This is a genomic window from Desulfonatronum lacustre DSM 10312 (assembly GCF_000519265.1).
GTDB classification, from domain to species: Bacteria; Desulfobacterota; Desulfovibrionia; order Desulfovibrionales; family Desulfonatronaceae; genus Desulfonatronum; species Desulfonatronum lacustre.
Genome location: NZ_KI912608.1, coordinates 1,140,033 through 1,151,793, shown reverse-complemented (window position 1 = coordinate 1,151,793; position 11,761 = coordinate 1,140,033). Strand labels below are relative to the sequence as shown.

Annotated in this window: 11 protein-coding genes; 4 read left to right on the top strand and 7 right to left on the bottom strand. The window is 60.8% G+C overall.

What is annotated here, in order from left to right; translation table 11 throughout:
• Positions 1-47: 47 nt before the first annotated feature.
• Positions 48-719 carry an endonuclease III domain-containing protein gene (locus DESLA_RS0105485; protein WP_028571681.1) on the bottom strand — a complete coding sequence of 224 codons (672 nt, stop codon included), beginning with the start codon at positions 717-719 and terminating at the stop codon, positions 48-50.
• A gap of 413 nt (positions 720-1,132) precedes the next feature.
• On the opposite strand from DESLA_RS0105485, the gene tpx reads away from it, so the two are divergent.
• On the top strand, positions 1,133-1,648 hold the full coding sequence (gene tpx, locus DESLA_RS0105475) for a thiol peroxidase (RefSeq protein WP_028571679.1): 516 nt from the start codon (positions 1,133-1,135) through the stop codon (positions 1,646-1,648).
• Between the two features lie 174 nt (positions 1,649-1,822).
• Here the strand turns inward: tpx and DESLA_RS0105470 are convergent, their stop codons facing one another.
• The 6 genes from DESLA_RS0105470 to DESLA_RS18915 all read right to left on the bottom strand — a co-directional run bounded on the left by DESLA_RS0105470 (position 1,823) and on the right by DESLA_RS18915 (position 7,591).
• Positions 1,823-2,323 (bottom strand): GNAT family N-acetyltransferase, encoded by a 501-nt coding sequence (locus tag DESLA_RS0105470; protein ID WP_028571678.1) that lies wholly within the window; start codon positions 2,321-2,323, stop codon positions 1,823-1,825.
• Positions 2,320-2,598, bottom strand: coding sequence for a type II toxin-antitoxin system TacA family antitoxin (locus DESLA_RS0105465; protein WP_028571677.1), 279 nt, complete (start codon positions 2,596-2,598; stop codon positions 2,320-2,322). Before DESLA_RS0105465 ends, DESLA_RS0105470 begins: the two co-directional genes overlap by 4 nt.
• A gap of 291 nt (positions 2,599-2,889) precedes the next feature.
• The gene (locus DESLA_RS0105460) at positions 2,890-3,732 is read right to left on the bottom strand and encodes a glycosyltransferase family 2 protein (protein WP_245590007.1); all 843 of its coding nucleotides are present in this window, start codon (positions 3,730-3,732) and stop codon (positions 2,890-2,892) included.
• A gap of 3 nt (positions 3,733-3,735) precedes the next feature.
• Positions 3,736-5,091 (bottom strand): glycosyltransferase family 4 protein, encoded by a 1,356-nt coding sequence (locus DESLA_RS21540; protein ID WP_051434417.1) that lies wholly within the window; start codon positions 5,089-5,091, stop codon positions 3,736-3,738.
• On the bottom strand, positions 5,088-6,209 hold the full coding sequence (locus tag DESLA_RS21535; RefSeq protein WP_028571675.1) for a glycosyltransferase family 4 protein: 1,122 nt from the start codon (positions 6,207-6,209) through the stop codon (positions 5,088-5,090). The genes DESLA_RS21540 and DESLA_RS21535 overlap by 4 nt, the downstream gene beginning before the upstream one ends.
• Positions 6,206-7,591 (bottom strand): glycosyltransferase family 4 protein, encoded by a 1,386-nt coding sequence (locus DESLA_RS18915; RefSeq protein ID WP_051434416.1) that lies wholly within the window; start codon positions 7,589-7,591, stop codon positions 6,206-6,208. The genes DESLA_RS21535 and DESLA_RS18915 overlap by 4 nt, the downstream gene beginning before the upstream one ends.
• Positions 7,592-7,800: 209 nt before the next feature.
• Between DESLA_RS18915 and DESLA_RS0105435 the strand changes: the two genes are divergently transcribed.
• The 3 genes from DESLA_RS0105435 to DESLA_RS0105425 all read left to right on the top strand — a co-directional run bounded on the left by DESLA_RS0105435 (position 7,801) and on the right by DESLA_RS0105425 (position 11,725).
• A complete protein-coding gene (locus tag DESLA_RS0105435) occupies positions 7,801-8,766 on the top strand; it encodes a GDP-mannose 4,6-dehydratase (protein WP_028571674.1) in 966 nt (321 codons plus the stop codon).
• A complete protein-coding gene (locus DESLA_RS0105430) occupies positions 8,766-9,254 on the top strand; it encodes a hypothetical protein (RefSeq protein ID WP_028571673.1) in 489 nt (162 codons plus the stop codon). Before DESLA_RS0105435 ends, DESLA_RS0105430 begins: the two co-directional genes overlap by 1 nt.
• Positions 9,255-9,364: 110 nt before the next feature.
• Complete coding sequence (locus DESLA_RS0105425; RefSeq protein ID WP_028571672.1) at positions 9,365-11,725, top strand: glycosyltransferase family 4 protein; 2,361 nt, start codon at positions 9,365-9,367, stop codon at positions 11,723-11,725.
• The last annotated feature ends 36 nt before the right edge of the window (positions 11,726-11,761 follow it).

Below are 11,761 nucleotides of genomic sequence, written 5' to 3'. Positions count from 1 at the left end.
CGCTTTCATGGGATGCGTGGAGTGCACGGTAGATGGAGAGCCAGGGCTTATGAGAGGTGTGAGTGCGGGAGAAACGGTCGGAGGGGACACCCATCGCAGCGCGGCTCTCGTTTTCGACACCATTGCTTGCCGACTCGAACCAGTAAGGCGTGGTATTCGTTGTAGTGTTCAACCCGTTCAGGGAGGTGGGACAGGAACAAATCTTGCAAAGCGTCGTAATCCACGTCTTCGGGAACAAGCCCATGTCGATTGCAGATCCTGGCCGTGTAGGCGTCCACCACGAACACCGGGCGGTCCAATGCGTAGAGCAGAATGCTGTCCGCTGTCTCCGGACCGATGCCATTGACGGCCAGCAACCGTACGCGGAGTTCGACGGTGTCCAGGAGGGCAAGACTCTTTAGATCCAAGGCCTGCTCCCGATCCAGAAAGTCCAGAAAATTTCGTAGTTTTTTGGCTTTTTGCCGAAAGAATCCCGATGGCCGAACGCATTCCTCCACGACCTCCGGCCGGGCTGAGCGGAGCTGTTCCGGCTTGAGCAGGTCGTGGAGGCGTAGGTTGGCAATGGCTTTTTCCACGTTGGACCAGTTGGTGTTCTGGGTCAAAATCGCGCCCACGGCCACTTCAAACGGACTCTTGGCCGGCCACCACCCGCTTGGCCCGAGTCGGGCCAGCATGGCGTCGTACATGTCGATGAGGAGTCGGGTGGTGGAAGCGGGCATGAGATTGGGTGATTGATTGCCGTCTTGAAGATGTTCATAAGAATTGCGGGAGGTCCTTGCAACTCCGAATCGTGAAGGATACTCTTACGAAACCAGAATGCCAAGAGATGATGACCCGGGAATACAGGGCAAATATGTTCTCATCAAAATCCAAATCGCGATCGAAATCAGAATCGGAATTGGAAAATGCCGGCATCATCCCGTGATTACGGTATCTTCGTGGACATGAGTTCGATTTCGATCACGATTTCGATCACGATTTCGATCACGATTTCGATACCGATTCAGATAGCGGGTGAGTATCAAGAACAAATCTGCCCTGCCCGGGAATCGCCGTCGACGAACACCCGTTTCGCCGAGTCCACCCCGATGGACGTGCTTTTGGAAAACATAACTATAACAAGGAGCCGATCATGAAGGAACGTTTTGGATTGATCACGTTGAAAGGCCAGCCCATAACGCTGACGGGCAACACGGTTCAGGAAGGTGACGCCGCGCCGGATTTTCAGGTCGTGGACAACGACCTGAAGCCGTTCAGTTTTTCGTCCCTCAAGGACAAGGTGGCGATCATCACATCGGTTCCGTCCCTGGACACCCCGGTCTGCGACCTCGAGGCTCGTCGTTTCAATCAGGAAGCGGCCAAATTGGGAGACGACGTCCAGATCCTGGTCATCAGCATGGATCTGCCCTTTGCTCAAAAACGCTGGTGCGCCGCCGCCGGGGTGAACAACGTCCTGACCCTCTCCGATCACAAAGACGCCTCCTTCGGCACCGAGTACGGCGTGTTAATCAAGGAGCTGCGCCTCCTGGCCCGGGCCGTGTTCGTCGTGGATCGTCAGAAAATCGTTCGGTATATGGAGTTGGTCAAGGAAGTAGGGCAGGAGCCGAATTACGAACTGGCCTTGGATGCGGCCAAGAAGCTTCTGTAGCCGACATCTCTCGCCGATCGACCAAGCCGTTTTCCGGAGTGCCGCATGACTCCCCTCAATACAAGGGCTTTTCGTCCTTGCCGTGAGGGGAGCCATGCGGCACTGCTTTTCAAGGGGCTGGGAACGAAATGACGCGGCAGGAAAAAACGAGGCGGCACGACTCTTCGTGACGGCTCACGAAAGCAGCGCTTTTACGTCCTTGAGCATCAGAAACAGATGGTTGGGAGCGGTGGGGCTTGGTTCGAAATCCCAGGATGTATACCAATGCTTGGCTTTGTCATCCTTGGCGTGGACAAGCAGACATCGGATCCCCGCGATATCCGATGCCTGGAAGGTACGTAACAAGGCGTCCCGAAGGAGAGCCCGGCCCAGCCCCTTGCGTTGGTGTCCCCTGTCCACGGCCAAGCGAGCCAGAATCATCACCGGGATGGGGTGGCGAGCCAAGCCCTTGGCGACTCTGGCTGGAGTGAGTTCATGATGCACGCTGCCGACGGCAAGGCTGTAAAATCCGACAACGGCTCCCGAGCAGCAAACGACGTACGTTTGAGCGCTGTCCGCCTTTTGGTTTACGAGGGCATAGCGCTTCAGGAAGTGGTTCAATGCCGGTTCGCCGCAATCAAACCCGTCAATCTTGTCTTCGGGCAGAAGTTTTCGAACCGGGTCGTATTCGTTCAATCCAGCACCCCGGGTTCCGCCAGCAGTTTGGCAAGGCGGGGCTTGGCTTGGACGGGCCGGTCCAAGGCCTGTTGAAAAGCGGCCCATTGCGTATCATCAAGGACGAAGCGGCGACGATCCGCCAAAGCTTGGTTGGCGACGGTCACTCCAGCGTCCAGCAAGAATTCGCTGACATTTTTATGGGAGGCCCGAGCGGCTTCCTGGAGTAACTGTTTGACCGCATAGCTGGCACGGACATCGATTCGTTCGGTTTTCTGATGCGTTACAGTGGCCATATCTTTCCTCCATCGATTTATGAATGGCGAAGTATTGTAACTTTTCAGCATAGAGTAATGCCGTTGTCGGGGTCGGAGTCGGGATCGGCGCTTCGCTATCGGGATCGAAAACGCTGGGAAGCGTTCAAATTTTTCCTGTTCCGATTCCGATTCCGATAGCGACCCCGACTCCGATTGTCGGAGCAAGGGCGGATACAAAATGTGCTGAGTAGATACGATGTATTTTTCTATCATCCGGACGTTGTCCTGACAAGCTGGGCCGCCAAGTCGCCCAACCCGAGACGCCCGGACCTAGCGCCCTGGCCTGCGAACATACTCCAGCAGTTTGCGCGGATACTTGCAGAGCAGGCGCGGCATGGACGTGTGGATGTCGTTTTCCTTGCAGGCTCGCACGATTTCGCGGTTCAGCACCCAGTTGCTCTTGAGGTTCCTGGAGCTGACCCCTCCTGAACGCATGTGCACCAGTACCTTGGGTATGCGGGTATAGGCGAGGCCGTGGCGGGCCAGGAAGCGGGTCAGCAGTTCGTAGTCCGCGGCGATGCGGTAGTCCGTGCGGTAGAGCCCGAAGCGCCGGTAGTGTTCCCGCAGGGTGAAAAAGGTGGGGTGGGGCGGCATCCAGCCCTGGCAAAAGCGTCCGGGATGGAACTCGGAAGAGTCGTAATACCGGACGACCTTGTGCGGGTCGGCCCGGTCCACCACCAGCAAATCGGCGAACACCGCGTCAGTCTTGGTTCGCGCGAAGGCTTGGACCACGTCGGCGATGACGTCCGGTCGGGGGTAGAAATCATCGGCGTTGAGCGTGCCGACGATGGTCCCGGTGGCCATGCGGATGCCCTTGTTCATGGCGTCGTAAATGCCCTGGTCCGGTTCGGAAATCCATTTGGCGATCCCGTCCGCGTTGGCCTGGATGATGGAGATTGTCCCGTCCCGTGAGCCGCCGTCCACGATGATGTGTTCAATATGGGGATAGGTTTGGTTGCGAATACTCTGGATGGCGTCGGCCAGATGCGCTTCGCCGTTGAGCACCGCGGTGACGATGCTGACCCGAAAGTGTTCAGGAAAGTGTTCAGGGGCGCGTTCCCGTTCCAGTTGAGAAACGTCGTTCCCGGGGGCCATGGCGGAGGGAGCGGTCATGGATCAGGGCTGCTTTGGTTTGGACCCGGCGCGGGGAGGCGGGAGTGCATGATCGCCGAGCGAGAACTCTTCATCGGCGACGTCCGACGGTTCGTCCGCTGAGTGATCAAGGGAAGTCGCTGGAGCGCCGTGTGCAAGGACGGCCGAAGGTTTGGCCGGAGATCCGACGTACCTGTTCCCACCGCGCCAAGCGGCCCGGGCGTAAAGGTTCAGGGTTTGGCGGGCCGCCTCGGTCCAGGAAAAGCGCTCCAGGTTGAGGCGTCCCTGGGCCACGAGGTTGTGGCGAAGATCCTCGTCCGTGAGGGCGTGGGCCAGGGTCGCGGCCATGTCCAGGACGTTTTCCGGATCGAAAAACACCGCGCCCTCACCGGCCACTTCGGGCAGGGCTCCGCGATGTGCGCAGGCCACGGGCGTCTCTGCGGCCTGAGCTTCCAACACGGGCAAGCCGAACCCCTCATACATGGACGGAAAGGCGAACAGCGCGGCCTCGGACAGCAGCCGAATCACCTCGGCCCGTGGCAGATAGCCTGTCAGTCGGACCCGGTGGGCAATTTCCCAGCGGTGGATGGCCCGGTCCACGGCCCCGTCCCCGGGCAGGTGCCCGGCCAGGACGAGATGGTGCGGCACGGAAGGCGCGATCCGGGCAAAGGCTTCGACCAGCCGGGGGATGTTCTTGTGCGGGGACTGGCTGGCAAAGGCCAGGATGAAGGGCGCGTCCGGCTGGCGAGGCTGTTGATCGGTGGAGGCATGGGCAACAGGAGACGCTGTTGCTTCTTGATGCACTGATGTCGGCGACAGCGGGGCTTCGTGGACCACATGGATCCGTTCCAGGGGCAGGCCGAGATGGCGGTGGATTTCCTGGCGGGAAAATTCGGAAACCGTGATCACCTGGCGGGCCGCCTGGGCGCCGAGACGGACCAGAAAGGCCAGGGTCAAACGCTTGAACAGCGGCATACTCCGGCCATGGCCCCTGGTGTTCATGTCGTGAATGGTGACCACTCCGGGACAGCGGCCCAGCACCGGGGCCACGTAGCCCAGGGAGTGCAGCACGTCCACGCCGTGACGGCGGGCCAGGGCGGGGAGCCGGAATTGCTCGTACAGCAGCCGCCAAGCCCGGCTCGAAGCCCGTATCGGGCAGACCACCCGCTGAAAGGCCGGAATATCGGGCAAAGGCCAGTCCGCGCTCTCCCTGTTCAGGAAAACCACATACTCCAACCCGTCCTCGACCTCGGCCAAACCCCGCAGCAATCCCGCGGCGTACGTCTCCGTACCGCCCACGATGCCGGGCAGAAGATAAAGGAGGTTCAGGCCGACGCGCATGGGGCGGTGGGTGCCGAGATCAAGCGATGTGGCGGTCATGTCGCTCCAAGCATGGCCCGATGAATAATAGCGGCTGTGCGGTCCCAGTTGAATGTTTCCTGAATGGCCTGTCTCTGTTTCTCGGGTATTCCGGCTTCTGATGCAAGTATTTCCTGGAGCCGACGGACCCAGAGTTCGGGCTCGAAGCTGTCCAGGACCGTGGCTCCGTAGGCCCCGAACTGGGTCAGGGAACTGTTGGCCTGGACCAGGGCCGGAGTGCCTTGAGACAGGGCTTCGATTACCGGCAGGCCGAAACCTTCCAGCAGGGAGGGGAAGACCAGGGCCGCGGCCTGGTGGTAGAGCGCGGGCAGTTCTTCCGGAGCCACCCGGCCAAGGATGAGAATGTCCTCGGCATAGGGGTGGTCGGCGACGGCCTGGCGCAGAGATGCGTCGTGCCAGGACTCGCCGCCCGTGAGGACGAGTTTGCAAGGGGGCCGTGTGCCGGTTGGCGGCGAGGCCGGGTTGTCGTCCTGCTGTCGAAGCTGGGCAAAGACCTGGAGCAGAAAGGGGATGTTCTTCTTGGGCTCCAGGCTGCCCACGTGGAGCAGGTAGCGCGGGGGCAGAGGGATGCCGTTGATTGTCGCCAAGGGAGCCGCCGGAGCGGAGAAGGCTTCGGAGAGCCCGCAGGGGGCCAGGGTGATCCGATGGAGGGGAATGGCGAATTCGCGGGCAACATCCTGAGCCGTGTGTTCCGAGATGGCGAAAATATGGGTCGCGCCGGCCAGGACCGCGGGCAGGGAGCGGGTGCCCAGGCGTCCGCGCCAGGAGAGCAAGGCCCGGTCGTGCCATGCGCCCAGGTCCAGGATGACCACTCCGAATTTTCGACGCCAAAATTTCCGGGGCACAAAAGCGTTGGTGAACAGAAAACAGTCGTCGGGCCGGGCTTCAAGACCGGCCAGAAGGGGCCGCCAGAGCAGATCACGGAGCAGGCCGTTGAGCTTGCGCCGGATGCCGGTTCGGCCCTGGACGCGGAAAGGGCTGGTCAGGGGCATGACCTGCATGGGCATGGCCTGACGCATCAGGCGGTGACAGATTTCCCAGGCGTACACCGCGGAACCGGCCTCGGTTTGGGCCGTCAGGCTGAGGTCGACCAAAAGGCGTTTTGTGGTGCGCTTCATGGTGCCACTCGTAAATCTCCCGGAGACGCCGGGGAGGGGTGTTGGGAGAAAGAGGGGGAAGCCTGATGACCGGCGACTTGCTGGTAGACCCGCACGGTTTGGTCCACGCATGCGGCCCAGCTGAACCGCGTGGCCTGTCGCAATCCACGTTCCGTGGCCGTTAGGCGAAACTGTTCGTCCGTCAGCAATTGCTCCAGGCCCTCGCGGATGGCCTGCTCGTCCTCGGGATCCACCAGTAGGGCCGCGTCTCCGGCCACTTCGGGCAGACTTGCGCGGTTGGCGGTGAGCACCGGCACACCGCAGGCCATGGCTTCCAGGACGGGCAGGCCGAATCCTTCGTAAAACGAGGGCATGGCCAGTCCGCAAGCTCCGGCGACCAGGGCGGGCAGGCTGGGTTCCGGAACATAGCCCAGGCGACGGACCAGCCCGGAGGATTCCAAAGGCTGAATCAGCCGTTCCAGGTCTTCGGTCAGCCATCCGCCGGATCCGGCCAGGACAAGAGGAAAAGTGGACCTGATTCCGGCTGGAAGTCCGGAAAAGGCCGTGAGCAATCGGGCCAGGTTCTTGCGCGGTTCCCGTGTGGCCACGCAAAGCAGGTAGCGTCCGTGTTCAAGGCTCAACTTTTTCAGGACAGGCTGGGTACGCTGCGCGGACATGGGCTGGAAGACGGGGTCCACTCCCAAGGGCGTGACGCTGATTCGGTGCGCGGCCACGCCCAGGATATCGATGATTTCCCGGCGAACGAACTCCGAGTCCGTGAGCACATGGTCCGCCCGGCGCAGGGTTTTGGGTAGCTCCCGGTCCAGCAGGGCAAGGCGTTCCTTGGGGTGATATTCGGGGTAATGAATGAAGGAGAGATCGTGGATCGTGACCACGCTCGGGCCGTCGTAGGGCAGGAGCAGATAGTTGGGGCCATGTACGATCGGGGTTGCACCCCGGCGAGTTTTTGTCCAAAAAGAAACCTTTTTCAAGCTGAAACTGATTCGGTCCTGCAAGCATCGCCAGGGCAGGGCCTTGCGCAGTGACCGCAGGCGTCCGGTTTGATCCGAACCTGTCCGCGCATCCGCTGCGGCACCCTTGGCAACACTTGGCGCAAAGGGCCGACACGGATCAGCCACCCAGCCGCGGCCGGCGAAAAAACGCACCGAACCAAGCCCGGAGTGGGATCGCAACCCACGAGCCAGCTCCAGGACATAGCGGCCAATCCCGGTCAAGGGCGTGTCGCGCAAGGGGTCCGTGAGCAGCAGGACGTCCGGTTTGGTGGATGAAGAAGGGGAGGTGTGGTGCATGGGGTTCCAGGTGGACAAGCTGAAAATTTGACCATAAAGAACAGCTTCACGCAAGACCACCGCATTCATGAGCCAGGGCAGGTTTTTTCTCATCAAAATCCAAATCGCAATCGAAATCGAAATCGGAATTGGACAATGTTGTGCATCACCCGGGATTACGTCATCTTTTTGGACATGAGGTTCGATTTCGATCGCGATTTCGATTTCGATGCCGATTCAGATAACGGATGAGGATCGAGAAAAAATCTGCTCTGATTCATGAATATCCCTCCCGAAAAGTAACCCCGAACAGATCCAAGGATATGTCGAACCCACAAAAAAAAGCCCTGATCATGGGCATCTCCGGACAGGATGGGGCCTATTTAACCAAGCTGCTGCTGGACAAAGGCTACCAGGTTTTCGGTACGTCCCGGGACGTGCAGATGTCCTCGTTCGCGAATCTGCGGCGGCTGGACGTGCTGGACCGGGTCACGCTCTTCTCCGTGGCCGTGAATGATTTTCGCAGCGTGCTGCAGGCCATCATCCGCTCCGAGCCGGACGAAATTTACAATCTCGCCGGGCAGAGTTCCGTGGGACTGTCCTTTGAACAGCCCATGGAAACCTTCGAGAGCATCAGCGTCGGGGTGATCAATCTGTTGGAGGCGATTCGGTTCTTTGAACGACCGGTGCGGTTGTACAACGCCGGTTCCAGTGAATGCTTCGGGAACACCCAGGGGGTGCCCGCCAACGAGGAGACCCCGTACCGACCACGCAGTCCTTACGCCGTGGCCAAGTCCGCGGCGTTCTGGGAAGTGGCCAATTATCGCGAGGCGTATGGTCTCTATGCCTGCTCCGGAATCCTTTTCAACCACGAGTCCCCCCTGCGTCCGGAACGCTTCGTGACCCAGAAAATCGTGGCCGCGGCTTGTCGGATCGCCCGAGAGGGCGGCGGGGAATTGTCGTTGGGCAACATCGACGTCCAGCGGGACTGGGGCTGGGCCCCGGAGTACGTGGAGGCCATGTGGCTGATGCTCCAGCAGGACGCCCCGGACGACTACGTCATCGCCACCGGCCAAACCTTCAGCCTGGAAGACTTCGTGCGCATGGTTTTCGAGCGCCTGGACTTGGACTGGACCCGTCATGTGCGCACCAACCCCGAATTTATCCGTCCCACGGACATCATGATCAGCCGCGCCGACCCGACCAAGGCCGCGCGAGAGTTAGGGTGGCGGGCCAAGTTCGCCATGCCGGACGTGGCTCGGATGATGGTCGAGGCGAAGGTGAAGTAATGTCTGAAACCACCGATATCACCGTGGCGGGGATCTCCGTCGACGAACTCAATGCCAAGATCGACGCCGTATTGGCGGAAATGGACGCGGATCAGGGCGATCCGATGATCAAGGCCTTGCAGGACGACATCGCTTTGCGCAGCTACCACGTGGAAGGCCTGGTCAACGAAGCGGCCCAGTGTTTCCCGTCCAGAACCGTGCTGCCGGCCAGGATGAGCCGGTTTCCCCTGAAGTACCTTGGATTTCTGCATCGCTTCATCCTGAGATTCTACGAGGTGCTGTTCCGGGAGCAGCGCGGGGTGAATCTGGCCCTGATCAAGGCCTTACGGGAGTCCATGGCCGTCAATCGCCAGCTCAACGAGCAGGTCCGGCGCGGACAGCACAAGCTGGCCGAGGTGCTGCGCGACATGCAGGTCCGGGCCGCGGCCCAGCAGGCCATGGTGGACCGCCTGGAACGCGAGTTGCGGGAATTGCGGGAACGGGGCTGACGCCGCCGGATAGTCCCGGCCACGTCGTCTCGACCATGCGTTCCCGGCCTGATCTTTCGTGGTCCGATCCGGACCGCGTCTCCTCATCACCTCATCGATCCGATTTCACCGTGCATACCACTTCCATAGAACGAACCATCGCCATCGTTATTCCCTGGTTCGGCAAGGACCTCAAGGGCGGGGCCGAGCAGCAGGCTTGGCAGATGGCCAGTCGGCTGGCGGCTCGGGGCCATCGCGTCGAGGTGCTGACCACCTGCGGTCGTTCATTTCAGGACCATTGGGCCGAGAACCATTACCCCGAAGGCATGAGCCGCGAGGATGGAATGGTGGTCCGGCGGTTCGCCTTGCGCCGGAGTTCCTTCCAGGATTTCAACGCATTGAACGGTCACTTGCTGCGCCTGGATCGGAACATGCTGAAGCCCGGAGTCAGTCCGGTGCCGGGCAATGCGTCCGAGGTTTTCGCCTCGGACAGCGTCAACGCCCAAGGGCTGTTGAACCATCTGCGCGGCCATGGTCAAAACTACGCCGCCGTAGTTTTTTTGCCCTATCTGTACGGGCCGATTTTGAACGGACTGCCGTTGGTGGCGGAGCGGGCCTTTCTGATGCCCTGCCTGCACGACGAGGCTTATGCGTATCTGTCCCAGGTGGAACGTATTTTTCGGCAGGCCAAGGGCATTCTGTACCTCTCCGCCGGAGAACAGGCCTTGGCCGAGCGGCTCTATGGCCCTGGGATCGTCTCCAAGGGCGTGCTGGTGGGCGCGGGGGTGGAACTGGTCGCTCCGCATGTCGGGTCGGACACGAATCGGATTCTGGATCAGGCGGGCGAGGCCTTCGTGCTCTGCCTGGGCCGGAGGGACCTGCATAAGAATACGAACTTTCTGGTTCAAGCCCACCAAGCCTATCGGTCCCGCCACCCGGAGTCCAGGTTGCGACTGGTTCTTGCCGGTCCGGGGGACCATCCCTACGACGACCGGGAACGCGGCGTGGTGGATCTGGGCTTGGTGAGCGAAGAGGATAAAGCCGTTCTCCTGGCCAAATGCCGCGCCTTGTTTCATCCCAGCGAAAACGAGAGCTATTCGCGGGTGATCATGGAGGCCTGGTTCAGTGAGCGACCGGTGGCGGCCCACGGACGCTGTCTGGCCACGGCCACGGTGGTCCGCCGCAGTGGCGGCGGCTGGCTGGCGGAGACCCTGGACCAATGGGCTGATTTGTTCGCGACCGTGGAGCAGGCGTCCGAAGCCGAGCTGAGCTCTCTGGGACGACTGGGCCAAGCCTATGCCCGGGAACACGCTTCCTGGGAGCGGGTGGTGGATCGCTATGAACAGGCATTGGGCCTGATTCCGACCTCGGCCCCTGCGCCGGGGCCGAAAACAAGCCGTCTCGAAGTGCGCTCCTCGGGCCGGTCGGTCCATCAGATCGTGGCCGGATTTCGCCTAGGCGACGCCATTTCCAACTATGCCCGAGCCATCCGTCAACAGCTCATTGCACGCGGATTCGCCTCGGAAATTTATCTGCCCGGCCAACACCTGGACTCCGCGGCCCGGCACTTGGCCCATCCTTTTCAGGATGGCTGCATCAAACCCGGCGACGGCCTGATCTACCACCATTCCATCGGTTCGGATCTGACGCCCTTTGCCGCTGACCATAACGGCCCGAAATGCTTGATCTACCACAACGTCACCCCGGCGCACTTTTATGCGCCCTACAGCGATGCCCGGGTCGGTCTGCTGGAAGGCGGTCGAGCCGAACTGGGATCATTGGCGGACCGGTTTCCGCTCAGCGTCGGAGACTCCGCCTACAACGCCCAGGAACTGGCCCAGGCCGGATTTCGTGATCCGGGCGTACTGCCCTTGATCGTGGACCCCGGCCAGTGGAACAACTCTCCCGGGCCGACCCTGATGGCCCGGTTTCAGGACGGACGGACGAATATACTGTTTGTGGGACGACTGGCGCCGAACAAACGTCAGGACCAACTGATCAGGGCCTTTGCCGCGTACCGGACTCTGGATCCTTTTGCCCGGCTGATCCTGGCGGGCGGCTACGACCCGGCGGACCCTTATTATGTCAGCCTGACCTGGATGGTGGACAAGTTCGGCCTCAGAAACAACGTGCTGTTTCTGGGAAGCATTCCGGATGCGAGCTTGCAGTCCTGCTACCGCACGGCCCATCTGTTTTGGTCCATGAGCGAGCACGAGGGCTTTGGCGTGCCGCTGATCGAAGCCATGTGGTTCAATATCCCGGTGCTGGCTTTAGCCAGTTCCGCGGTCCCGGAAACCATGGGCGGCGCCGGAGCGCTGATTCATCGGGTGGAGAGCACTTCTCGGCTGGCCGCTTTGGCCCATGTGTTGATCCGTGACGACCAGGTCCGGCAACGTGTGATCCAGTCCCAACGGGAGCGTCGGGAAGCCTTCGTGGCCGAGAGGTTCCATGATCGATTTCAGCGGGTGTTGGATCGAATGGGGCTGGGCTGAACACGAGTACGATTTGATTTTATCTGATTATCGAAC

Coding starts and splice junctions, on each gene's coding strand:
- DESLA_RS0105485 (WP_028571681.1), bottom strand. CDS start 719: ATGCCCGCTTCCACCACCCGACTCCTCATCGACATGTACGACGCCATG.
- tpx (WP_028571679.1), top strand. CDS start 1,133: ATGAAGGAACGTTTTGGATTGATCACGTTGAAAGGCCAGCCCATAACG.
- DESLA_RS0105465 (WP_028571677.1), bottom strand. CDS start 2,598: ATGGCCACTGTAACGCATCAGAAAACCGAACGAATCGATGTCCGTGCC.
- DESLA_RS0105460 (WP_245590007.1), bottom strand. CDS start 3,732: ATGACCGCTCCCTCCGCCATGGCCCCCGGGAACGACGTTTCTCAACTG.
- DESLA_RS21540 (WP_051434417.1), bottom strand. CDS start 5,091: ATGACCGCCACATCGCTTGATCTCGGCACCCACCGCCCCATGCGCGTC.
- DESLA_RS21535 (WP_028571675.1), bottom strand. CDS start 6,209: ATGAAGCGCACCACAAAACGCCTTTTGGTCGACCTCAGCCTGACGGCC.
- DESLA_RS18915 (WP_051434416.1), bottom strand. CDS start 7,591: ATGAGAAAAAACCTGCCCTGGCTCATGAATGCGGTGGTCTTGCGTGAA.
- DESLA_RS0105435 (WP_028571674.1), top strand. CDS start 7,801: ATGTCGAACCCACAAAAAAAAGCCCTGATCATGGGCATCTCCGGACAG.
- DESLA_RS0105430 (WP_028571673.1), top strand. CDS start 8,766: ATGTCTGAAACCACCGATATCACCGTGGCGGGGATCTCCGTCGACGAA.